We start from the raw sequence: 22,882 nt of genomic DNA, 5'->3' as shown, positions 1-22,882 counted from the left end.
GCTCAGCCCTCCTCTCTGGCGGTTTGCGCCCGCAGCGGGCGCGCGGTGTCGGCGGACCTGCCGGTGCCCGGCACATGCGCGATGCCCTTGGGTGGCGCCGGAAAGGGCGCGTTCTTGTCGACATGGTCGGTGTAATAGGCGTGGGCACCGGGGAAGCCGATCATCTCCCAACCGGCGTAATCCTTGTTGCCGCCGTAGATCGGGTCGGAGAAATAGCCTTCCTTGACCAGCGCCCAGATCTCGTCGAACAGCGTCTGGACCGGCACGTCGCCCAGATCGAACCCCTCGCCCTTTGACAGCCGCTCGACAAAGGCGCTGCGGTCGTTGGCGTCCAGATCGACCAGCCGGGTGCCGCCATCCTCAAGCCGCGCGATCCCGTTGCGGATCAGCGAGGCGGGCGTATGCGCGGTCTGCCAGCCCTGTTCGGGGGTGCCATCGGCAAACGGACCCTCAAGAAAAAGACCGGCACCCTGTCCATAGGGTCCGGCCAACTGAAGGTCGATGAAGTCGACCACACCCGCCTGCGAGGCACTGGGAAAGTCGTCTTCGGGGATCAGCACATCTGCCATCGAGGCGAGAAAGCGGGCTTCGCTGCCGTCGAGATAGCTCCAGGGTTGGGTATCGAGCGCAGCGTAACGGTTCTGGGCCAGCGCGGCTCCAGGTGTCACGGCCGCCAAGCCGGAGGCACCGATCTGCAACAGCACGGCCCTGCGCGAAAAATTCGGCATGATATCCCCCTCGGAAATGGATTTGATATGCGTGAAACGGACACCCCCCGCCCTATTGTTCCAAATTTTCTTGAATTTCCCTGCCATCCGGCCGGTCGGGCGAGCCTTCGGCCTCGAAGATCGCGTCCACCTCGTCGATGACATCGTCCTCGGCGACAAGGATCAGTCGGTTGCCCTGCTCCAGCACGGTATCCGCATCGCCAAGCCGTTCCTCGTAGTCATCGGCGACCCCCATCACCCGGCAGCGGTCCGGCAGGTCGAGCGCCCCGATCCGCGTGCCGGCCAATTGGTCGCCGATGGTATAACCGCGCACCGTCAGCCCGTTGCGGAACCGCAGTTCCAGCGCCGCGTCGGAATGATCCTCCAGCATGCGCAGCAGCGACCGCGCCAGCGTCTGGTGCGGGGTCACGAGATCCTCCAGCCCCAACTCCTCGCAGACCGACACCAGTTCGGACCGCACGATCTGCGGCACCACGCGCGCAAAGCCAACCGACCGGCCCACGACCGCCGCCATGATGTTCACGTCGTCGGTGTTGGTCAGCAGGATCAGCGCATCCGCATGGTCCCCGAAGGCCTCGCGCTGGACGGTGGGCAACGATCCGTCGCCCTGCAACATGCCGCAATCGAGATCCTCGGCGACCTGATCCAGCTTGTCGCGGTCGGTGTCCACCAGCACGACCTGATGGCCGGTCTCGATCAGTTGCTCTGCGGTTGCCACGCCGAAACGCGACGCGCCCACGATGACGATTCTCATACGGCTCTCCTATTTCCATGTGGCGGGGGATACGGCGGCGATCACCGCGAGGAATTCCAACCGGCCAAGGAACATCGCCACCGCCAGCACCATCTTCAGATGGGGCGCCAAAGCGGGCGAGGTGACGCCGGATGACAGCCCCACCGTCGACAGCGCCGAGACGATGTCGAAAAGCGAGCCCAGCGGCGCCTGCCCCGACAGCAGGAACACGATCCACGCGACAAAGGCCGACGCCCCGTAGCAGGCGACGACGGCCACCAGCGCCACGATGCGTTCCGATTTCACCGGCTGGCCGTCTTCCTTCAGGTGGGTGACGGCGCGCGGTGGCGTGCGCATCCGCAACAGCGTCAGGCCGATCATGCGGATCACGCTCAGCACCCGGTCGATCTTGATCCCCCCGGCGGTCGATCCGACCCCGCCGCCGATGAACATCGCCAGCAGCACGAAGGCCACGACACCGGGCACATCCGTCACCACCGCGACGGAGAACCCCGCCGTGGTCAATGCGCTGGCAAAGTTCAGCAGCACGTCGGCCAGCGTCGCTGGCGGCAGCGCGTCGCTGGCCCAGAACAGCCCGGTCAGTGTCACGAGTCCCGCGACCAGCGCCCAGCCCACGCCGCGCGCATTGGTGCCCGTCAGGGCGGCGCGCAGCCCGCTGCGCCGCCACAGGATGTAGAACATCAGCGACACGGTGGTCGACAGGCAGATCAGCAGCGTCACAACCTGCGCCGCACGCCCGTAGCTGGCAAGGCTGTCCGGACGGGGTGTGAATCCCCCGGTCGAGACGGCGGTCAGCCCGATGAAGACCGCCTCGTGCCAACTCGGCATCAGCGGCAGCAGAATGCCGATGGCCAGCACCGTCAGGCCGGCATAGACCACCATCAACTGCCGGGACTGGTCGCGGGTCGAACTCAGCAGGTCGCGCTGGTCGAGGCCGACATTGCCCATCGCCTGCACCGTGGCCCGGGGGCCGACGATCAGCGCCACCCCCGCCACGGCGATGGCAAAACCGCCCGCCCATTGCAGCCAGCCGCGCAGCAGATGCCCGGCCAATGGCCAGCCGGAGGTGTCGCCCGCGACCGTCAACCCGGTCGAGGTGATCGCCGAGACGGACTCGAACACCGCATCCCAGCCACTCAGCCCCAGCACGAGAAAGGCCGGGATCGGGATGATCGAGGCAATGGCAAACAGGCAGACCAGCGTGACAACCGCCTCGATGCCGCGCAGGTCGTCGGGCACCCAGCGGCGCATCGCCAGCACCCCGATTCCGCCCAGCACAAGGCTGGGCACGCCCAGTGCGGTCAACAGCGCCCAGTGCCGTTCGGCAAGGGCGCCCAGCGCAGGCACACCGGTCACGCCCCCCAGCACCACGCCATAGGAGGCGGTTGCGCTCAGGATGCGGTCGGGCCGTGCGGTCCAGACCACGCTGGCTTGGCCTCGTGCCGCAGCCATGACCTAGGGGAACTTCAATCGGGACATGCCGTGCAAACGCCGGGCCGCGCGAGCGGGTTCCTTGTGCGAGCAGTCGCGCACGAAAAGGGGCCGCTCGAAAGCGGCCCCTAGGATCATTGGTCGAACGACCTTGGGTCGATCAGGAATCGGTCCACGATTCCATGTTCTCAAGGTCTTCCTGCGTGTGGTCGACCCGGACTTCGAGCGAGTCGAAGCCACCGGTGCCACGTTCGATCTTCAGTTCGTCGAACGGCAGGGCGACCGGCTTTTCACCAAGGCCGAGGAAGCCGCCGACATCGACGATGACTTCGGCGATCTTGCCTTCGTCGTTCAGCACGAGTTGCGAGACGTCACCGATGTTGTCGCCGTTCGAGCCATAGACCGTCTGGCCTTCCAGCTCGCTCGCCGTCAACTGCGCCATCTCTTCGCCGGTCATCGGCATGCGCTCGTTGTCGCCTGCATAGGCCTGCTGCTCTTCGGCATTCGGATCGCGGTTCATCGCGTCGTCACCGGCATCAGCCTGTTGCTGTTCGGTACGGTCCTGCATGTTGTCGTTGCCCGCCATGCGGTTCTCGGACCCGGTCATGACTTGGTTACCGTCGGCTTCGGCCTTTTCGCGGTCGAATTCTTTTTGGTCTTCCAGCATCGAGCGGTCGCCGGTGTAAACGATGAAGTACTCGTTGTCGGCATCGCTGTCGCTGTCACGGACAAAGCGGAGATCGTCCATCGAGGTCTCGACCTCTTTCTCGCCCATGCCAAGGAAACCGCCGACATCCAGCGTGATCGACTTGATCTGGCCCTCGCGGCTCAGCACGACGCTGTCCACGTCACCGAGTTCTTCCCATTCTGCGGGAATTTCGGAAATCGCCTCGTCCCAGTTCATCTCCGCGTTTTCGGCGGGCACGTAGACGGCGTGGTCGGTCAGGTCACCGGCGCGGATGGTCAGGCCATCCTTCTCGGTCTCGGTGTTGGAGGCTTGGTCCATCCGGGCAGCGGATTGCTGACCTTCGGCCTCGGCAGCCGCCTGATCGAATTCCTCGCTCTGCTCAAGCGAGACCTTGTCGCCAGTATAGACGACATAGATCTTGCTGCCATCCTCGGAGGTCTTGAAGTCGACCGACGCGGTTTCGACGCCGACGCGGTCCTTGTCGCTGGAAATCTGGTCATTCGGCGCGAAGACGACGGTGGAAATCTCGCCGTTCTGCCCGACGAAGACATCCTCGACGGTGCCGACCTGAGTCCAGCTCTCGGGGATTTCGGACATGGTGTTGCCCTCGGCCGTCTGACCGCCGTCGGCTGCCATGTAGACTGCGGCGCCCATCATGGTGCTGGCGCGGAACTCTTGATCGCCAACGGTGACCTCCATCGAGGTTTCGCCCGATTGCGACATGTGCTGTTCGGCCTGCAGCGGCAGGGCGGTGAAGGCGACGAGTGCGGTGGTTGTCAGAAAACGTCTCATGGTGAATCCTTTCGATCGTTCTTTTCATGAAGACCGGATGGTGTGTGGCTCCGGCCCTTGTTGCTGCAACCCCCTCGCCCCCCCTGTCCGTTCCAACTGAAATCCGGAAAAATCCCTTGGAACCCAAAGCCATGTCCTGCGTTCACGCGGCGCGGAAATTTTGGGCATCGGGCCGGAAAACCGGCAGGCACATGACCTGCACCCACATTCGGTCCACCGGGTAATCCGCGCGCACGCGCGCGCGGGAACGCCGACCGGGTCAGGCCTGATCCGACTCAATTTTTGTAAATTTTTCGCAACTGCGCCGCGACCCGCGCGGTTTTCTCCATACGCCGCCGGTTGCGGGCCGTCCCGTTGCCGCGACTTCGCAAGACGCGGATGCGGGCATCATCCAAGGCCCGAATTCATCACCGCATCCGCATCCCGCCCGACAGCAGGAGAGGAGCGCACGATGGAAACCGCACAGTTCAGCCTCAGTTGGATCGATTACCTGATCGTCCTTGTCTATTTCGCGGGCATCGTCGCCCACGGGGTGTACGTGTCCAAGAAACTCGAAGGGGGCTCCGAAAGCTATTTCCTCGCGGGGCGATCCCTGCCTTGGTACCTGATCGGCTTTTCGCTGTTCGCATCCAACATGTCCGGGTCCAGTTTCGTCGGGCTGATGGGCGGCGCCTATGGCAACGGCGTGTCGATCTTCAACTATGAATGGACCGCCTCGCTGGTGCTGATCCTGTTCGCGATCTTCATCCTGCCCTCGTTCCTGAGGGCCAAGATCTCGACCGTGCCGATGTTCCTCGAAGAACGCTACGACGTCCGCTCCCGCCGGGCGTTTTCGCTGTTCACCATCCTCGCCATCATGTTCATCGACACCGCGGGGGCGCTGTATGCCGGGGGCCTCGTGATTTCCAGCGTCACCGGCTATCTCAACCTCTGGACGGCGGTGGCCGTGCTGGCGCTGGTGGCGGGGGTCTACACGATCCTCGGCGGGCTGTCGGCTGTGGTCGTCACCGACACGGTGCAGGCCATCCTTCTGATCATCGCCGCCGCCGCGCTGTTCTGGCTGGGCCTCGACGAGATCGGCGGCTGGCAGCAGCTGTTCGTCGACATCCCCGAAGAGAAACAACACCTGATCCTGCCTGCCGACGACGATTTCTTACCTTGGACCGGGCTTTGGGGCGTGGTGCTGCTGGGCTTCTATTACTGGACGATCAACCAGTTCGTGGTGCAGCGCACGCTGGGCGCAAAGGACCTGAAGGAAGGTCAGGTGGGCGCGCTGTTCGCGGGCTTCCTCAAGCTGCCGAACCTGTTCCTGATGATCCTGCCGGGGCTGATCGCGCTGAAGCTTTACCCGGATCTCGAAACGCCCGACCTCGCCTTTCCGACGCTGGCTTTCGAGCTGATGCCGGTCGGCATCCGCGGGCTGATCATGGCGGCGCTGATCGCCGCGATCATGTCGTCGCTCGACTCTGCGCTGAACTCGGCGGCGACGCTGGTGGTCAAGGATTTCGTCGAGCCGATCTGGAACATCGAAGAAAAGCGCCAAGTCTGGCTGGGCCGGGTCGTCACCGGCATCGTGATGGTGTTCGGCGCGGTCTACGCGCCCTCCATCGCCAGCTTTGAAAGCCTGTTCTCGTATTTCCAGTCCTCCCTGTCCTACATCATCCCGACCATCGTGGTGGTCTATATCCTCGGCCTGTTCGTGCCTTGGCTGAACGGTACCGGCGCGTTCTGGACCATCGTGATCGGGCTGGTCGTGGGCATCCCGCTGTTCATCTTCAAGGAAGTCACCGGCCTGTGGGAGGGCTGGGGCCTGCCCGCGATCCACTACACGGTGATGTCCTCGATCATGATGCTGATCGGCATCGTGGTGCATTTCGGCCTGTCGGCCCTGACCCGGCAGGACGTCAAGGAGGATACCGAGAATCTCGTCTGGTCGGGGTCTGAGACGCTCAAGGTGTTTACCGAGTGGGAAAGGCCGCTGTGGAAGAACCGGATGCTGTGGGCGGGGCTTTTGACCGTCTGCACCGCAGGCTTCGTGATCTGGTTCGCCTGATCCGATGGAGCAGATCGCCCGCCTTCTCGATGCCGTGGATGCCACGGTCGCAACCTGGCCCGACTGGATCGGGCCGGGCGTCGTGCTGGTGGCCGCGCTGTTGCTGGCGGTGGCCCTGCATGGGCTGACCTTTTTCGCCCTTCGGCGCATAGCGGGCACCCGTGCCGGCATCTTGGGGTCGATGCTGCGGCGGGCACGGCGGCCCACCCGGCTTGGCTTCGTTCTGGCGGCGCTGGCCATCGTCGTGCCACGGCTGGACCTGCCCTATCGTTGGCAAGGCTGGCTGGGCCACCTGTTCCTGATCCTGCTGATCGTACTGGTGGGCTGGACGGCAATCCTGCTGACCCGGCATTTCAGTGACCGCGCCATCCGCAAGCACCGGATGGACACCGACGACAATCTCGCCGCGCGCAAATTCGTCACGCAGGTCCGGGTTCTGCGCCGCACGGCGACCATCCTGCTGGTGATCTTCACCGCCTCGGCGGTGCTGCTGACCTTCGACGCGGTGCAGGAATATGGCGTCAGCCTGTTCGCCTCGGCGGGGGCGGCGGGGCTGATCCTCGGTCTGGCGGCGCGGCCCGTGCTAGCCAACCTGATCGCGGGCATCCAGATCGCCATCACCCAGCCCATCCGGCTGGAAGACGTCGTCATCGTCGACGGCGAATGGGGCTGGATCGAAGACATCCACGCCACCTATGTCGTCGTGCGCATCTGGGATTGGCGGCGCATGGTGGTGCCGCTGAGCTATTTCATCGAACAACCCTTCCAGAACTGGACCCGCGAAAGCGCGTCGATCATCGGCTCGGTCTACTGGTATCTCGACTATACCGTGCCCGTGGCCGAGGTCCGCGCCAAGCTCGAAGAGATCATCCGCTCTTCGCCGTACTGGGATGGGCAGGTCGTGAACCTGCAAGTCACCGATGCCGACAAGGACACCATCGCGCTGCGCGGATTGATGAGCGCCCGCACCTCGCCGCAGGCTTGGGACCTGCGCTGCGAGATCCGCGAAAAGATCATCGCGTGGCTGCAAGCCACCCATCCCGAGGCCCTGCCGCGCCTGCGCGGCGAGCTGGCCATGGCCACCCCCCAAACCGGAGACCCGTGATGCCCACCTTGCCCGACCGCCGCCTTGCCCTTCTTGGTGGGGCGCATGTGCACCTTCCCGATCATCTGCGGATGATCCGCGACCGCGGCTGGCATGTCAGCCACGTGCATGACCGCGACACCGACCGGCGCGACCAACTCTGCGCCGATCTGGGTGCCGCCGCGCTGGGCTCTTTGGACGACCTGTCCGGGCTGGGCGTCGATGGGGTGCTGGTGTGTTCCGAGACCGCCCATCACGACCGCGACATTCCCGCCGCGCTGGCCGCAGGCCTGCCGGTCTTTGCCGAGAAACCGCTGGCCTCGGACGCCCGCGCCGCCCGCGCCATCGCCCAGCAGGCCGAAACCGCGGGTGTGCTGCTTCAGACCGGGTATTTCTTTCGCACACTGCCCGCCTTGCAGACCGCCCGCGACTGGATCGCGGCGGACCGCATCGGCACCGTCATCGCCGCCCGGATGATGTTCGTCCACGATGGCGGCTATGCCGATTGGCTCGACCTCGACTGCTGGATGACCGACCCGGCGCTGGCTTGTTATGACGGCTTCGTCGACGAGGCGGTGCACGTGATCGACGCGCTGCAATGGCTGCTGGGACCGGTCGCGCGGGGCCATGCGCAGACCGGAAACGCGCTGGGCTGGCCGGTGGATGACCATGGCGCCGCCGTGCTGCGCTTTTGCTCGGGCGCGACCGGCGTGGTCGAGGCGGGCTGGACCGACACGGCGATGCGGCTGGAACTGGACATCACCGGTGCGACGGGCCGCATCGCCCTGCACGACGGCACCCTGACCCTGACACCGCGTGGCACCGAGACGCCGACCCGGACCACGACGCTTGGCCAGCTTGATGCCGGGACGGGGATCGTGCCGTTCCTCGACCGGCTCGACGGGCGCGAAACACCCGGCCTCGTTCCCCCGGCCGAGGCCGCCTCGGTCAACGCGGTGCTCGACGCGATGGGGCTGAACCTGCGCCAGACGGACACGGACGCAGGGGCACGAGATGGATCAAGAATCATGGATTGAAGGACAGGGCCGCGCTGATTGCCGGCGGGGCCTCTGGCATCCTGAAGGCCGGCGCCAAGGGCCATCCGTTCGACGTGACCAAGGTCGGGCCGGCCCGGTGGTGGCCGGCCCACAGCTCCGTTAACTGCCGACGATCATGCCGCCATTCGGGTGCAGCGTCTGGCCGGTGAAATAGCTGCCATCCTCGCACGCGAGGAACAGGTAGGACGGCGCGACTTCGCAAGGCTGGCCGGGTCGGCCCATTGGCGCATGCGCGCCGAAATCCTCGACCATCTCACCGGACATGCTGCCGGGAATGAACGGCGTCCAGATCGGACCGGGCGCGACCGCGTTCACCCGGATGCCGCGATCCAGAAGCTGCGTCGCGATCGACCGCGAAAAGGCCGAGACCGCGCCCCGCGTGGCGGTGTAGTCCACCAGTTTGTCGTTGCCCTTGAAGGCGTTGACGCTGGCCGTGTTCACGATGGCGCCGCCATCGGGGATATGGTCCAGCGCCGCCTGCGTGACGAAGAAATAGCCCATCACGTTGCTGTCGAACGTCCGGCGCAACTGCTCTTCGGAAATGTCGCGCAGGTCGAACTCGACGAATTGCTGTGCGGCGTTGTTCACCAGCACGTCGATGCGCCCAAGCCGTTCGGCAAGCTCGCCGACCGCGGCAAAGGCCGCGTCGCGGTCGCCCAGATCGGCCTTGACCAGATGACACGTCCGCCCCTCCTCCTCGACGATCTTGCGGGTGTCCTCGGCGTCGCGATCCTCGTTCAGGTAGATGATGCCGATATCTGCGCCCTCGCGGGCGAACAGCGCGACCACCGCGCGACCAATGCCGCTGTCGCCGCCGGTGACAAGCGCGGTCTTCCCTTGCAATCGTCCGCTGCCGGGATAGCGCGGGCGCCAGTCTGGCGCGGGCGTCATCCGGTGTTCGGCGGCGGGCATGGCGTCCTGATGCTGCGGTGGAATCTTCGCATGTCGTGTCATGGTGTCCTCCTGTGCGGTTCGATGGGTGGCTGGCAGATCAACGTGGCCTGCCGGGGCCCGTTCCATTGCACCCGTCCATCCCCCCCGGCCACGCGCCGGAACCGTCGCCGCCCGGCGCGGGTTGGGTTTTCGTGAACTGGACGACCCGCATCACGCCGCGCAGTCGCGCACGGCCCGGCGCCGCACCGGCGCTGCTGTCACCCCTGCGGTGGCTGCTATGCGCCGTCGTGATCCTTTGCCACGGGGCGGGTGCCGCCGCACAGGACAAGACCGACCTGTGGTACGAGATCGCCGCCGATGCGTATCTTGCGGACAGCGGCGACGCGGTGGACAGGTCCACTCCGCGTCAGGCCCTGCGTGGCTACATGGCTGCGGTCGAGCGCGGCGATTACGCGGTGGCGGCGCAGTATCTCAACCTCTCGCGCATCTCCGAACAGGATCGCGCCCAAGTCGGGCCCGAGCGCGCCCGCATGCTCGCCTCGGTCCTGCGGCGGCAGGTCTGGATCGACTGGTCGTCGATGCCCGCCCGGCCCGATGCCATGATCGAGCGCAGGCCCGGCGCGAACGGTCCCGAGCCAAAGCCGCGCCGAAACCTGCATCTCGACACGCTCGAAGCCGGGGGCACCGCCTATGACCTGCGCCTCGCCCGGTTCAAGCCGCCGGACGGCGCGCCGGTCTGGCTGTTCACCCCGCAGACCGTGGCGAACGTGCCGCCGCTTTACGACGCCTTCGGCCCGAGACGCTACGAAAGCCTGATACCCACGGCCCTGAAACACGAGGTGGCAGGCCTGTGGCTGTGGGAATGGATTGCCCTGCCGCTGCTGGCGCTGCTGGTGTTCGGACTGGGGTGGGCGGCGCATAGGGCGGTGCATCTGATGGCCACGCGGGCCTCGCGAAACTGGTTGAAAACCGGGCTGACCAGAAGCCGCCTGCCGGTGGCGCTGATCGTTATGGCGGGTGCGGCGCAGGCGATCCTGTCTTGGGTGATCTCCTTTTCCAGCCCGGTTCAGGCCTTTCTGCGCCCGACGCTGACCATCGTCATGGTCTGGGCATTGGGCGTGACCGCGCTGCGCATCCTCGATGCCATCCTGCACAAGATCACCCTGCGCTTCGTCGGCGAGATCGACGACAAGCGCAGCTTCGACGAGCGGTCCTTTTACACCTCGATCTACGCCTTGCGCCGGTTGATCGTGCTGGCGACGGTCGGCATCGCGGCAACCATCGTGTTGCTGCAGCTGAACCTGTTCGACAGCATCGGCATGACGCTGCTGGCATCGGCCGGTGTGCTGACGGTGGTGCTGGGGATCGCCGGTCAGGCGGTGCTGGGCAACATCATCGCCTCGCTTCAGATCGCCTTTGCCAAACCGGTACGGATCGGCGACGCGGTGTTCTTCGAGGGCGAGTGGGCCTATGTCGAGGCAATCTTCTACACCTTCCTGCGGCTGCGGACATGGGACAACCGCCGCATCGTCGTGCCCGTGACCTACTTCGTCTCGAAACCGTTCGAGAACTGGTCCGTCACCGAGGCGCGGATGATGCGGGTCATCGATATCTGGGTCGATCCCATGGCCGATGTCGACGCGCTGCGCGCCTCCTTTTGCCGGATGCTGGACCGCGACGAGGAGGTGATCGAACCCGAGAACGCCTTTGTCTACGCCACGGACCAGTCCGAGGCGGGGCTGAAGGTCAGCTTTTACGCGATGATGCCGGACCCCTCGACCGGCTGGACCGCCCAGAGCCGGTTGCGCGAACAGTTGATGGCCTGCCTGCGCGACGAGCATCCCGAGTGGATCGCCCGGTCGCGTGTGCTGGATGTCGGGGCGCGGGACGGTTCCGCCCGGACACGCGCCGTCGGGGCGGGATGACATCAGCCCATGCAACGAAGGAACACCCCATGACAGATCTCACGCAAACCGGGCTTGCCACCCTCGCCCGCAAGGTCGAACTGCGCTGGCTCGCCTATCTCGTCCTCGTGGTCTGCCTGTTCTGGGGTGTCGCCGAGTTGGCCGACGAGGTGCTGGAGGGGGCGACACGCGATCTCGACCGCGACATCCTGCTGGCGCTGCGCGTGCCCGGCGACCTGTCCGACCCGATCGGACCGCCTTGGGTCGAAGAGATGGGCCGCGACCTGACCGCGCTTGGCGGCACCGTGGTGCTGACGCTGGCGACGCTGCTGGTGTCGGGCTATTTCCTGATGCGCCACAAGGTCAGTTCGATGCTGTTCCTGCTGGCGGCGGTGGGCGGCGGCATCGCCCTGTCCAGCATCGCCAAGGTGCTGTTCGACCGGCCTCGGCCCGACCTCGTGCCGCACGGGTCCATCGTCCACACCGCCAGCTTTCCATCCGGTCACTCGATGATGGCCGCCGTCGCCTACCTGTCGCTTGGCGTGCTGCTGGCGCGGGTGCAACCGCTGCGTCGGCTCAAGCTGTTCATCCTCGCCAGCGCCGTGCTGCTGACGCTGTTGGTGGGGGTCAGCCGCGTCTATCTCGGGGTGCATTGGCCAACGGATGTCTTCGCCGGTTGGCTGGCAGGCGCGGGCTGGGCGGCTGTCTGCTTTGGCGCGGCGCAGGTGCTGGCGCGGCGTGGCCATGTCGAGCCGGAGAATTGCGAACCGCCCCGCGATCCTTGATGGCCCGCGCACGGTGCGGAACCATCCCTCGGGCCAGCCGTTGACCCTTCGAGGAAAGGACGGAGCCCCATGGTCTACACTCTCCCGCACCGGCCGCAGCTGCTTGTGATCGGCGCCGGTATCGCCGGTGGCATGGTTGCGCACAAGGCGGCCTTGGCCGGGATGCGCGTGACGATCCTGTGCGACGGTCCCGAACTGCGCCGCGAGGATCTGGTGGACCGGTTCCGGCAGGCTGGCGCGCAGACGATGATGTCGCCCTACCCGGAAGTGCCACACGCCCCGCAGCCGCAGGTCGCCCGCACCGACGACTACCTGATCCAGAAAGGCCCCCGCCCCTACAACCAGCAATATATCCGCGCCGTGGGGGGCACGACTTGGCACTGGGCGGCGGCGACATGGCGCTATCTGCCCAACGACATGAAGCTGAAATCCCGGTACGGCGTCGGGCGCGACTGGCCGCTGGACTACTGGGACATCGAGCCGTGGTACGCCGAGGCCGAAGCCGAGATGGGCGTCGCCGGTCCCGAGGACGCCCCCTTCGATGCGCCCCGCTCCGGACCGTATCCGATGCCTGCCGCGCCGCTGTCCTACATGGACAGGGTCTTTCAAGAAAAGCTGTCGGCCTTGGGATATGCCCATATCAGCGCCCCGCAGGCCCGCAACAACCAGCAGGTCTATGACGATCGCCCGCCCTGTTGCGGCAATGCCAACTGCATGCCGATCTGCCCGATCGGCGCGCAGTATTCCGGCAATGTCGCCGTGGAAAAGGCGCAGGCCGCCGGGGCGCAACTGGTGACCGGCGCGGTCGTCCATCGGCTGGAGGTCGGCCCCGAGGGCAAGATCACCGCCGCGCGCTACCTGACCCCCAGCCGCGAGGAAATCCGCGTCGAGGCCGACCGCTTCGTGCTGGCCGCAGGTGGGATCGAGGGGCCGAAGATCCTGCTGATGTCGACGCAGGAAAACGCCCCCGACGGGGTGGCGAACAGGTCTGACATGGTCGGACGCAACCTGATGGACCATCCCGGCAGCTCGTCCTCCTTCGACAGCGAGATGCCGCTGTGGCCGGGGCGCGGGCCGAACGTGATCTCGGCCATCACCAACCTGCGCGACGGCGACTTTCGCAGCGAGCACGCCGCGCGCAAGCTGATGATCCTGAACATGAACCCGGTGGAGGGCATTGCGAAGGCCGCCATCGACGAAGGCCTGACCGGCGAGGCGCTGCGGCAGGCCGTGCGCCACCGGACCGCCCGGCGGCAGGTCATCACCGCGTTTCACGAACAGCTGCCCGACCCGTCGAACCGCATTCGCCCCTCGACCGAGGGCAAGACCGACCAGCTGGGCCTGCCGCGCCCGGAAATCCACTACGATGTCGATGACTACGTGGCCCGCGCCGCGAAGGACACCAGAGCCCGCGTCGAAGAAATCGCCGCGACGTTGGGTGCTGCCCCCGGCAGCGTCGAGCACAATGACGGCTACCTGCCCAATAACCACATCACCGGCGCGACGATCATGGGCGACGATCCCCGCGACAGCGTGGTCGATGCCGATTGCCGCACCCACGATCACCCGAATCTGTGGATCAGTTCGTCCTCGACCTTTCCATCCGTCTCCAGCGTCAATGTCACGCTGACCATCGCGGCGCTGGCGCTGCGTCTGGGCGATCACATCGCGACGGAGGCCCGCCCATGACCCGCCTGTTCGCCCGTGTCGCAGCCCTGATGCTGGCGCTTTGGCCGATGGGCGCTGCGGCGCAGTCCGCCGATGTCCTGCTGAATTGCCCGGCCTGCCATACCGTCGGCCCGGAACCGCACACTCAAGGCCTGATCTTTCCCGACCTGCGCGGCCAGCCGATCCGCTACCTTGAAAACCAGTTGCGCGCCTTCGTCGAAGGCGACCGGCAGCACCGCCAGATGCAACTGACCGCCGAGGCGCTGGACAAGGGGCGCGGGGCCATGGCGCGCATGTATGCCGACGCGCCTCGGCCCGACGTTGTGACCGAACCGGCCAACGCGGCGCCGGATCTGGTGATGCAGGGCGACTGGGCCCGCGGCCTGCCGCCCTGTGCCAGCTGCCACGCCCTGTCGCCGGGCAGCGACCGGTCCCGCACCGCGCCGCGCCTGCACGGCCAGCCCGAGAGCTACCTTGCCAGCCAGTTGCGCGCCTATGCCGAAGGCACGCGCAGATCCGATCCGATGGGACGGATGCGCGCCTTTGCCGGGCGGCTGAACGACCCCGAGATCGCCGATCTCGCCCGCTACTATGCTGGCTGGACCGCCACGGAGACCCGCAATGACTGACCACCCGATCCTCAGCCGCCGCCTCTTTCTGGCGGGCACATCGGCCGCCGCGTTGGTGCCGGTGGGCGCGCTGGCGCAAACGACCGGCCCCTCGCGCCCCGCCTTCGCGGCGGCCTGCCGCACGCTTTCGGGCTTTGACACGATCCCCGACGCGCTGCTGAACGGGGCGATGCGCGCTTTGCCAGCCCGCACCCGCGAGGCGCTGGCCACCGGAACCGCCGAGGAAGACGGGCAGCAAGCCCTGCTCGGCCTTCTATACACCGGCATGCATGCCCCCAAGGGCGCCGAGTCCGAGCGCCATGCCTATGCCGAGGCGCTGATGTTCGCCGCCGTCGAGGACAGTCTGAACGTCCCCAGCTATTGCGGCGGCCTGCCCGGCTACTGGGCCGAGAAACCGGTGGGCGCATGACACGGACCCACCCGGTCCCCGCCCCGCGAGGCCACGCATGACCGACACCACAAACCGCCCCAGCGGCATCAAGGACTCGGACGAGGAACCCCAGACGATCCACGCCGAGTCCGAAGAGGAATCCGTCACGCGGGCCACGCGCCTGTCCGCCCGCCTGATCTACGAGGTCATCCGCCGCGATGGCGACGAGGAACTGTCGCGCCCGGCCATGTCGCTGGTCTGGTCCGGCCTCGCGGCGGGCATCTTCATCAGCCTGTCGGTGATCGCGCGGGCCGCGCTGCACAGTGGCCTGCCCGAGGCGGACTGGGCCATCCTCGTGGAAAGCTTTGGCTACTCGGTCGGCTTCCTGATCGTGATCCTCGGTCGGATGCAATTGTTCACCGAGAACACCATCACCACCGTGCTGCCAGTGATATCGCGCCGGTCCATGTGGTGCATGAATCGCACGGCGCGGCTTTGGGCCATCGTTCTGAGCGCGAATGTCGTCGGTGCCGCCATCGCCTCTGGTGTGCTGTCGGTGGAGGGCGTGGTGACCCAGTCCCTGCATGAAAGCCTTCTGGCGATCTCGCGCCACGGCGTCGGCGAAGACGCCCTCACGAATTTCCTGCGCTCGATGCCCGCCGGGATGCTGGTCGCGGCGATCGTCTGGATCATGCCTTCGGCGGGTGGCAATTCGTTCTTCGTCATCCTGACGGTGACATGGATGATGGCGGTCTGCGGGTTTGCCCATATCGTCGCGGGCAGCGTCGAACTGGGGCTGCTGATGTGGCACGGGGAAATGCAGCTGGGGTCCGCGATCACGATGTTCTTCTTGCCGGTGCTGGCGGGCAACATCACCGGCGGCACCTTCATCTTTGCGCTGCTGTCTTGGGGTCAGGTCCGCCGCGAGGTCAAGCAGGGCGACGACCTCTGACGCGGCGGGTCTCCATCCCGCCGCAGGTCACACGCCATTGGCACAGCAGGACGCCGCACCGGAACCGCGCCGCGTAGCGCGGGATCAAGACCTTGGCGAAGGCGCTCACCTCGGGGCGGCGTAGCGGCTTGAGGCAGACACACATCAAAGGACGCCGCCATGACCATCCTCGACGCGCCTTCGATCAGGACGCGATATCGCGTAAACCCGATCCCTTGCCAGCGATCTCGGGCGGTTCTGACCCAAAGAGATCACCCGATGACCGCGACGCGCTGCGCGCCTTCTTCGCCTTGGCGATCATGTATGTCGCCGAGGCGCACGGCACAGGCACTTGACGCGCGCCATGACTGTGTCACCCTGCCCCCAGCGGGCGAATTTCCGGGCGTTCCGCCGGAAACCGAGATATGCTTGACCCGGCCCCTTGACCCGACCGGAGCCGCCGCATGGCCGACCCCTTTGCCCACCACCCCGAATTGCGCGACCAGATCGCCGATCCGGAGACGTCGTTCTTTCGAGGCTTCACCGTCGAGCGATTGCTGGCCGACCAGCCGGACCTCATACGGTGGCTGCCGGACTTGCACACCGACGCCGTACGCGAGGCGATCCGCGCCGACGCGCTGGCCGGGCATGAGGGCGATCTTTGGATCTTTGCCTATGGCTCGCTCATGTGGGACCCGGCGCTGCGCTTTGTCGATCTGCGCCGTGCGCGGGCCGAGGGGCACGCGCGCAAGTTCATTCTGGTGGATGACGCCGCGCGCGGCAGCGAGGACGCGCCGGGCCTGATGGCGGGGCTGGATGCCGGCGACGGATGCGACGGGCTGGCGATGCGCATCACCGCCGACGCGGTGGATGAAGAGACCGAGATCCTGTTTCGCCGCGAGGTGCTCGCACCGGGCTACGTGCCTGCCTTCGTGCCGGTGCGGATCGGGGACGACACGGTGCAGGCGTTGACGTTCCTCGTGGATCACAGTTGCGACGTCATCCAGCCCGACCTGACGCATGAGCAGCAGGTGCGCTATATCGCGACCGGCGAAGGCTTTCTCGGCACCAGCCGTGACTACCTTGCCAATATCGTGTCGCATTTCGACACGCTCGGCATTCACGACGCGCATTGCGCACGGCTGCTGCGCGACGTGGACGCGTTTCGCGCGGCCGCCGACGCTGGCCATGGCGTCGTTGTCTCGGGACAGCCGCAGTCGGGTGGTCCAACTTGACACACCCGTTCCACGACGAGGAGACCCGCCAACATGACCAAGCGATCCAATGACCTTCAGGCGGTCATCGACGCGGCTCAAGCCGCCTTTGCCGCCCGTGCCACCGATCCCACATCGCAGGATTGCCAGAGCCGGGCGTTCGCGGCTCTCGCCGATGCGCATGGCCCGTCTGACCTGACCGGTGAGCGCCTTCCGGTCTGCGACCGTTGGCTGCCGACGGTTCTCGATAAGGCGGGCTATCCGGAGGACCTCCGTCGTTTGATCGAGGCTTTCAGAGCCGTCGAACCGGCGGTGAGGTGGCAACGGCGCGGTGGTCCCACACCTTCGGCGAGCCATGACTTCGCCGAGGGCCATGCCAATGCGGTCCTCTTCGGCGCGAACGGCATCGAGCCGCGGAACGATGTCTGGCTCGGGGCGTCACTGCTCGCGCCGGGCGTCCGATACCCCGACCACACCCATCCGCCGGAGGAGGTTTACCTCGTCCTCGGCCCCGGTCAGTTCAGTCAGGAGAACGGCCCATGGTTCGAGCCGGGCCTTGGCGGCACATTCTACAACCGACCGGGAATCCTGCACGCCATGCAGGCCACCTCGGAACCCCTGTTTGCGTTCTGGCTGCTGAGGGCTGACCCGACATAAGACCCGCTGCGTGTCAAAGCCTGTCCAGTAAACGGGTCCGGTGACATTCGGGGGCTGAGTCCGAGATCGCTGAAAGTCAGCTGTGTCTCACATGACGGTGCTGGATAAGGTCGTGAAGAACCAATGCTCACGACCGGTCCGCTCGAAGGCAGTCCGTGGTGCGGCGCGGCAAAGGTTCATCATGTGAACGGCAGGCGTTTCCGGCCTCAAGACGAGCAAAAGGCAGCCCCCTTTTACCCGGTGCGTCCCCAGAACCCGGACTTGCGCCCGTGGGCGCTGCGGAGGGCGCGGAGGTAGTCGTCATGCGTGGGGTGCCCGGCATAGTCGGGGATCGCGGCATCTGTCGCTGCACAGGACGCGAGGTGCCGGGCGGCATGGGTGTAGCGGCCAGACCGCGCCTTGGTCAGGGCGAAGTCGATCATCGACCGCCAAAGCAGCACCGCCGCCAGCGGATGTGACGGGGCCAGCGCCTCGGCCAAAGGGGTCAGCACCTCATAGGCGTCGCCGTCGATCTCGGCATGGCGGGTCAGGACGATCTCGGCGGCGAGGGGCAGGTCGGGGGCTTGCAGACCATAGACCAAGGCGGCCTCGATGGGCTGGAAGGTCGCCACATGGCGGCGGGCGGCGTCTTCGGCCTCGATATCGTCGAAGTCGGGCAGCAGGTTCAGGTGGCGGCGCAGGGCGATGGGGCAGAGGCGGGTTTCGAACCGCCGCCACAGCGCCGCGCGCAGGTCATCCGTCCGCCCAAGCGCCTCCAGACAGGCGAAATGCGCCTCGTCCAGATCGGCTTTGTCGAGCCAGAGGTCGTCGTTTGGCCCTGCGTCTTCGACCAGCTTCAGCGCCTCTTCTGCGCGACCAGCTTCCAGCAGGCGGGCGGCGGCGTCGGGGGCGATGGTGTGAAAGGTCAGCTGCTCGGCCGTGTAGCGGGCGAGCCAAGCGTCCACGTCGCCTTGCAGGTCGGCCACGTCCTGAAGGATCATTTCGACGGTGCGATCCCGGGCGGCGCGGGCGCGAGCCTCGCGCTGCGCCGGGTCGGTGATGAAGTCATATAGCACGCGGTCGGCGTCGGTCAGCGGGGCCTCGCGGGCGGCCTCGGCCAAGGCCTTCAACCGCGCCAGACCTGTGTCGCCCAAGGCCTCGGCCAAGGCATGCACCGCATGGTCGAAGGCTCCGTAGCCATCGACCGAGACCGCCTCGAACACATCCTCGGCCAGCGCCTCCGGGTCCTTGGTCAGGGACGGGGCCAGCCGCGCGATCGCCTCCATCGCGTCGTGCATCACGTCGCCGATGGTCCCCCAACTGTCATCGGTGCGCTCATGGATGCCCGCCGCCAGATGGAGTTGCGCCCAGAGCAGGTCAAAGGCCATATCCGGGGCATCGGGCGCAACCTGCGCCTCGATCAGCTGCACCAGATCGGCCAGTTCCTGCCCCAGCTTCTTCTGCGACTTGCGCGAGATGTAGCTGCGCCCGCGCCGGATCGCGGCAAAGCGTTTGCGCACATCTGCCGCGACCGTCTCCGGCCCCTGATCGGCGGCAAGAGCCATACGCACCCGACGCTGGCGGGCGGCGTCGCCCTTGACGGTGTCCAGCAGCAGATCGGCCAGCGTCTCGGGGCCGAGCGCCATCAGGTTCGCTTTGTTCAACGCCTTTCCGGCCATGCTGCCCCCGATTTCCACATATGGAAAAGGCGCCCAGCGGGCGCCCTATATCTTCATCAAACCGAAGCTTCGAGACACCTTTGCCCCGATTTACACGCTCAGTGCGTCCAGGCCCCGCGGCGGTCGACGGCGAAATTTTCCGCGTATCCGCGCGCGCGGATGTTGGCCTTGCGCTTTTTCGGTTCGATCACTTCGACATCGATTCCGTGTTCCTTGGCATAGGCCAGTGCCGCCTCGCGCGAATCGAACCGCAGCCGCACCTGGCTTTGCGTGTCGCTCGACGAGGTCCAACCCATTAGCGGATCGACCTCGCGTGCCGAGGCGGGGGCAAAGTCGAGGATCCATTGCTTGGTCTTGGCCTGACCAGAGGACATGGCCGTCTTGGCCGGCTTGTAGATGCGTGCGCGCATGGCAGATCTCCTTGGACTCGGGCGCTTTATCCCGGATTCCGGCACGCGGGGCAAGCGGTGCTTGCGTGTGAATTGTCACAGTTCGACGGAAATCGCGGCACGGGGATGCAAGCAGCCATCCGAAGCCGGGATCGCAGGGAGCGAGGGGTAATCGCGGCCCGGTTCGGTGGCAGCTTGCACGATCAAAGGTACATTGATTCTGCATTTTATCCTAAGACCGACTTTCGCATCGGTCGTAATGGCGGGCCCAGCCGGACAACCCGATGCAAAAGGCGCCTTTACCGTGCCAGCCAGTCGAGCGCCTCTTGCTGGTCGTATGTTACCAAGAATGTCTCCGACGTATCGATCCCGAACCCTTCCATGCTTTGCTGGAACAGACGCATCGTGCCAAAACCATCCTCCGATCCGACGACGAAGGCGCGTTTTGCACCCTGACGTTCAGGCAACCGCCCAAGCGCAAACACGACGCTGCGCGTCTTTTGCGCAGAGGTCTGCCCGAATTCATGCGCGCGCAGGTCCCAAAGGGTCGGCAGGCTGATATCGAAACCGGGCTGCTGTGCCATATGAGCCATCGCCTCAACCAGTTCGGCGGCCGTCAGGCTGCCATGGCAGGTGGCTTGAACATAGGAGGTTCCGTCAGCCAAGCGGGTGATCCGAAATTGCGCGTCGCCGTCCGTCCCGCGATAGGATGCGAGATTGTCGGCGGCCTCGTCGCGCCGATCTGTATCACCATCCAAGCGCCCGCCTCCCTGCCCGCTATCCCGTCTGTGAACTTGAAGTGCCGTGACACGAGTATGACAAACCAAACAGGGCTTGCATATCCTTTGCTTGCGGGTCGCAAACGTCGCCCCCCTTGCATCCCGGCCCCGCCATGCCACATTTGGCGTTCGACCTTTTCGCACGTCCGGACGCAAAACCGGTGCCCACATTTGCCGGATACGCCTCCGAGGAGAGCCCGATGCACAACAACAACCCGCAATCCATGCCCGTTCTGCACGCCCCCGCCGAGGATGTGCGGACCCGTGAAAAGCTGGAAGGCGGCAAGCGGTTCGTCATGCAGACAGAGTTCAACGCGGCGGGCGACCAGCCCACGGCGATTGTCGAGCTGTCCGAGGGGATCAAGAATGGCGAGCGCGATCAGGTGCTGCTGGGGGCGACCGGCACGGGCAAGACCTTTACCATGGCGAAGATCATCGAGGAAACCCAGCGCCCGGCCATCATCCTTGCCCCGAACAAGACGCTCGCGGCGCAATTGTATGGCGAATTCAAGGGGTTCTTTCCGGATAACGCGGTCGAGTACTTCGTCAGCTACTACGATTACTATCAGCCCGAAGCCTATGTCGCGCGCTCGGACACCTATATCGAGAAGGAATCCCAGATCAACGAACAGATCGACCGGATGCGCCACTCGGCCACCCGGGCGCTCTTGGAACGCGACGACGTGATCATCGTCGCCTCGGTGTCGTGTATCTACGGTATCGGCTCGGTCGAGACCTATGGCGCGATGACGCTCGACCTGTTCACCGGGCAGGAATACGACCAGCGCAAGGTGATCGCCGATCTGGTGGCGCAGCAATACAAGCGCAACGATCAGGGCTTTCAGCGCGGGTCCTTCCGCGTGCGCGGCGACGTGCTGGAGGTCTGGCCCGCCCACCTCGACGACCGCGCATGGCGGCTGTCCTTCTTTGGCGAGGAACTGGAGGCGATCACCGAGTTCGATCCGCTGACCGGGACCAAGACCGACACGTTCGAGCGCATCCGCGTCTATGCGAATTCCCACTACGTCACGCCGCGCCCGACGATGCAGCAGGCGATCATCGGCATCAAACAAGAGCTTCGCCAGCGGCTGGATATCCTCGTCGGCGAGGGCAAGCTGCTGGAGGCCCAGCGCCTTGAACAGCGCACCAATTTCGATCTGGAAATGCTGGAGGCGACAGGTGTCTGCAACGGGATCGAGAACTATTCGCGCTACCTGACGGGCCGCGCCCCGGGCGAGCCGCCCCCCACCCTGTTCGAATTCATCCCCGACAATGCGATTGTCTTTGCCGACGAATCCCACGTCTCTGTGCCGCAGATCGGTGGCATGTATCGCGGCGACTACCGGCGGAAATTCACGCTGGCCGAGCACGGCTTTCGCCTGCCCTCCTGCATGGACAACCGGCCGCTCAAGTTCGAGGAATGGGACGCCATGCGCCCGCAATCCGTCTTTGTCTCCGCCACCCCCGCCGCGTGGGAGATGGAGCAGACCGGCGGTGTCTTTACCGAACAGGTCATTCGCCCGACCGGCCTGCTGGACCCCGAGGTGGAAATCCGCCCCGTCGAAATGCAGGTCGACGATCTGCTGGACGAAATCCGCAAGGTCAGCGCGCGGGGCATGCGCACGCTGGCCACGACCCTGACCAAACGCATGGCCGAGGATCTGACCGAATACCTGCACGAACAGGGCATCCGGGTGCGCTACATGCATTCCGACATCGACACGATCGAGCGGATCGAGATCCTGCGCGACTTGCGGCTGGGCGCCTTTGATGTGCTGGTGGGCATCAACCTGTTGCGCGAGGGTCTGGACATCCCGGAATGCGGGCTGGTCGCCATTCTGGACGCGGACAAGGAGGGCTTCCTGCGCTCCGAAACCTCGCTGATCCAGACCATCGGCCGCGCCGCGCGCAACGCCGAAGGCCGCGTCATCATGTATGCCGACCGGATGACCGGCAGCATGGAACGCGCGCTGGCCGAGACCAACCGCCGCCGCGAAAAGCAAATCGCCTATAACGAGGAACACGGCATCACCCCGGCCACGGTCAAGAAGAATGTCGAGGACATTTTGGCCGGGCTTTACCAAGGCGACGTCGACATGAACCGCGTCACCGCCAAGATCGACGACAAGATGGCGGGCTCGAACCTGCAAGCGGTGCTGGAGGGGCTGAAGACCGACATGCGCAAGGCTGCCGAAAACCTCGAATTCGAAGAGGCCGCACGGCTGCGCGACGAGATCAAGCGGCTGGAAGCCGTCGATCTGGTGGTGTCCGACGACCCCTTGGCGCGCCAGCAAGCCGTGGAAAAGGCCAGCGCCGAAGCGACGAAGGCCAAGGGGCGTTCGACGGCGGGCAGGCCCGGTCAAAGGGGTGGGAATGTGAAGCGGAAGAAGCGATAGTATCGGCATCCTGTCACAAA

Annotated in this window: 21 protein-coding genes; 13 read left to right on the top strand and 8 right to left on the bottom strand. The window is 65.7% G+C overall.

Annotated features, from left to right (window positions below):
* Positions 1-2: 2 nt before the first annotated feature.
* The 4 genes from D8Z78_RS02835 to D8Z78_RS02820 form a co-directional block, all read right to left on the bottom strand.
* On the bottom strand, positions 3-728 hold the full coding sequence (locus D8Z78_RS02835; RefSeq protein ID WP_121629227.1) for a gluconate 2-dehydrogenase subunit 3 family protein: 726 nt from the start codon (positions 726-728) through the stop codon (positions 3-5).
* Between the two features lie 52 nt (positions 729-780).
* Positions 781-1,482 carry a potassium channel family protein gene (locus tag D8Z78_RS02830; RefSeq protein ID WP_121629228.1) on the bottom strand — a complete coding sequence of 234 codons (702 nt, stop codon included), beginning with the start codon at positions 1,480-1,482 and terminating at the stop codon, positions 781-783.
* 9 nt (positions 1,483-1,491) lie between these two features.
* Positions 1,492-2,934: a TrkH family potassium uptake protein gene (locus D8Z78_RS02825; protein WP_121629229.1), complete on the bottom strand. Its 1,443-nt coding sequence runs from the start codon at positions 2,932-2,934 to the stop codon at positions 1,492-1,494.
* Positions 2,935-3,073: 139 nt separating this feature from the next.
* Positions 3,074-4,393 carry a PRC-barrel domain-containing protein gene (locus D8Z78_RS02820; RefSeq protein WP_121629230.1) on the bottom strand — a complete coding sequence of 440 codons (1,320 nt, stop codon included), beginning with the start codon at positions 4,391-4,393 and terminating at the stop codon, positions 3,074-3,076.
* Positions 4,394-4,844: 451 nt separating this feature from the next.
* On the opposite strand from D8Z78_RS02820, the gene D8Z78_RS02815 reads away from it, so the two are divergent.
* Genes D8Z78_RS02815 through D8Z78_RS02805 form a run of 3 tightly spaced genes read left to right on the top strand, consistent with a single transcriptional unit; the run spans position 4,845 to position 8,567 of the window.
* Positions 4,845-6,446 (top strand): sodium:solute symporter, encoded by a 1,602-nt coding sequence (locus D8Z78_RS02815; RefSeq protein ID WP_121629231.1) that lies wholly within the window; start codon positions 4,845-4,847, stop codon positions 6,444-6,446.
* A 4-nt stretch (positions 6,447-6,450) separates the two neighbouring features.
* Positions 6,451-7,551 (top strand): mechanosensitive ion channel family protein, encoded by a 1,101-nt coding sequence (locus tag D8Z78_RS02810; protein WP_121629232.1) that lies wholly within the window; start codon positions 6,451-6,453, stop codon positions 7,549-7,551.
* Complete coding sequence (locus D8Z78_RS02805; protein WP_121629233.1) at positions 7,551-8,567, top strand: Gfo/Idh/MocA family protein; 1,017 nt, start codon at positions 7,551-7,553, stop codon at positions 8,565-8,567. The genes D8Z78_RS02810 and D8Z78_RS02805 overlap by 1 nt, the downstream gene beginning before the upstream one ends.
* 120 nt (positions 8,568-8,687) lie before the next feature.
* Here the strand turns inward: D8Z78_RS02805 and D8Z78_RS02800 are convergent, their stop codons facing one another.
* Positions 8,688-9,542, bottom strand: a complete 855-nt coding sequence (locus D8Z78_RS02800; RefSeq protein ID WP_121629234.1) for an SDR family oxidoreductase — start codon at positions 9,540-9,542, stop codon at positions 8,688-8,690.
* 131 nt (positions 9,543-9,673) lie between these two features.
* On the opposite strand from D8Z78_RS02800, the gene D8Z78_RS02795 reads away from it, so the two are divergent.
* From D8Z78_RS02795 to D8Z78_RS02755, 9 genes are all read left to right on the top strand, one after another.
* Positions 9,674-11,407, top strand: a complete 1,734-nt coding sequence (locus D8Z78_RS02795) for a mechanosensitive ion channel family protein (protein WP_128910594.1) — start codon at positions 9,674-9,676, stop codon at positions 11,405-11,407.
* 29 nt (positions 11,408-11,436) lie between these two features.
* Positions 11,437-12,171 (top strand): phosphatase PAP2 family protein, encoded by a 735-nt coding sequence (locus D8Z78_RS02790; RefSeq protein WP_121629236.1) that lies wholly within the window; start codon positions 11,437-11,439, stop codon positions 12,169-12,171.
* Between the two features lie 69 nt (positions 12,172-12,240).
* On the top strand, positions 12,241-13,860 hold the full coding sequence (locus D8Z78_RS02785; RefSeq protein WP_121629237.1) for a GMC family oxidoreductase: 1,620 nt from the start codon (positions 12,241-12,243) through the stop codon (positions 13,858-13,860).
* Positions 13,857-14,468 (top strand): c-type cytochrome, encoded by a 612-nt coding sequence (locus D8Z78_RS02780; RefSeq protein WP_121629238.1) that lies wholly within the window; start codon positions 13,857-13,859, stop codon positions 14,466-14,468. Before D8Z78_RS02785 ends, D8Z78_RS02780 begins: the two co-directional genes overlap by 4 nt.
* Entirely contained in the window at positions 14,461-14,877 is a 417-nt protein-coding gene (locus D8Z78_RS02775; RefSeq protein WP_164932864.1) for a sugar dehydrogenase complex small subunit, read from the top strand. The genes D8Z78_RS02780 and D8Z78_RS02775 overlap by 8 nt, the downstream gene beginning before the upstream one ends.
* 37 nt (positions 14,878-14,914) lie before the next feature.
* Positions 14,915-15,790 carry a formate/nitrite transporter family protein gene (locus D8Z78_RS02770; protein WP_121629240.1) on the top strand — a complete coding sequence of 292 codons (876 nt, stop codon included), beginning with the start codon at positions 14,915-14,917 and terminating at the stop codon, positions 15,788-15,790.
* 128 nt (positions 15,791-15,918) lie between these two features.
* Entirely contained in the window at positions 15,919-16,125 is a 207-nt protein-coding gene (locus D8Z78_RS02765) for a hypothetical protein (protein ID WP_128910593.1), read from the top strand.
* Positions 16,126-16,233: 108 nt separating this feature from the next.
* Positions 16,234-17,004 carry a gamma-glutamylcyclotransferase gene (locus D8Z78_RS02760; protein WP_121629241.1) on the top strand — a complete coding sequence of 257 codons (771 nt, stop codon included), beginning with the start codon at positions 16,234-16,236 and terminating at the stop codon, positions 17,002-17,004.
* 33 nt (positions 17,005-17,037) lie between these two features.
* Positions 17,038-17,640: a dimethylsulfonioproprionate lyase family protein gene (locus D8Z78_RS02755; protein ID WP_121629242.1), complete on the top strand. Its 603-nt coding sequence runs from the start codon at positions 17,038-17,040 to the stop codon at positions 17,638-17,640.
* A gap of 233 nt (positions 17,641-17,873) precedes the next feature.
* On the opposite strand, the gene D8Z78_RS02750 is transcribed toward D8Z78_RS02755, so the two are convergent.
* From D8Z78_RS02750 to D8Z78_RS02740, 3 genes are all read right to left on the bottom strand, one after another.
* The gene (locus D8Z78_RS02750) at positions 17,874-19,298 is read right to left on the bottom strand and encodes a DUF6880 family protein (RefSeq protein ID WP_121629292.1); all 1,425 of its coding nucleotides are present in this window, start codon (positions 19,296-19,298) and stop codon (positions 17,874-17,876) included.
* Between the two features lie 98 nt (positions 19,299-19,396).
* Complete coding sequence (locus D8Z78_RS02745) at positions 19,397-19,708, bottom strand: ETC complex I subunit (protein ID WP_121629243.1); 312 nt, start codon at positions 19,706-19,708, stop codon at positions 19,397-19,399.
* A gap of 278 nt (positions 19,709-19,986) precedes the next feature.
* Positions 19,987-20,445 carry a hypothetical protein gene (locus D8Z78_RS02740; protein WP_121629244.1) on the bottom strand — a complete coding sequence of 153 codons (459 nt, stop codon included), beginning with the start codon at positions 20,443-20,445 and terminating at the stop codon, positions 19,987-19,989.
* A 221-nt stretch (positions 20,446-20,666) separates the two neighbouring features.
* On the opposite strand from D8Z78_RS02740, the gene uvrB reads away from it, so the two are divergent.
* The gene (gene uvrB, locus D8Z78_RS02735; RefSeq protein WP_121629245.1) at positions 20,667-22,862 is read left to right on the top strand and encodes an excinuclease ABC subunit UvrB; all 2,196 of its coding nucleotides are present in this window, start codon (positions 20,667-20,669) and stop codon (positions 22,860-22,862) included.
* Positions 22,863-22,882 lie beyond the last annotated feature (20 nt).

The sequence above is a fragment of the Tropicibacter alexandrii genome (assembly GCF_003667315.2).
Taxonomy (GTDB): domain Bacteria; phylum Pseudomonadota; class Alphaproteobacteria; order Rhodobacterales; family Rhodobacteraceae; genus Tropicibacter; species Tropicibacter alexandrii.
This window is presented reverse-complemented; position numbering and strand designations above follow the sequence as displayed.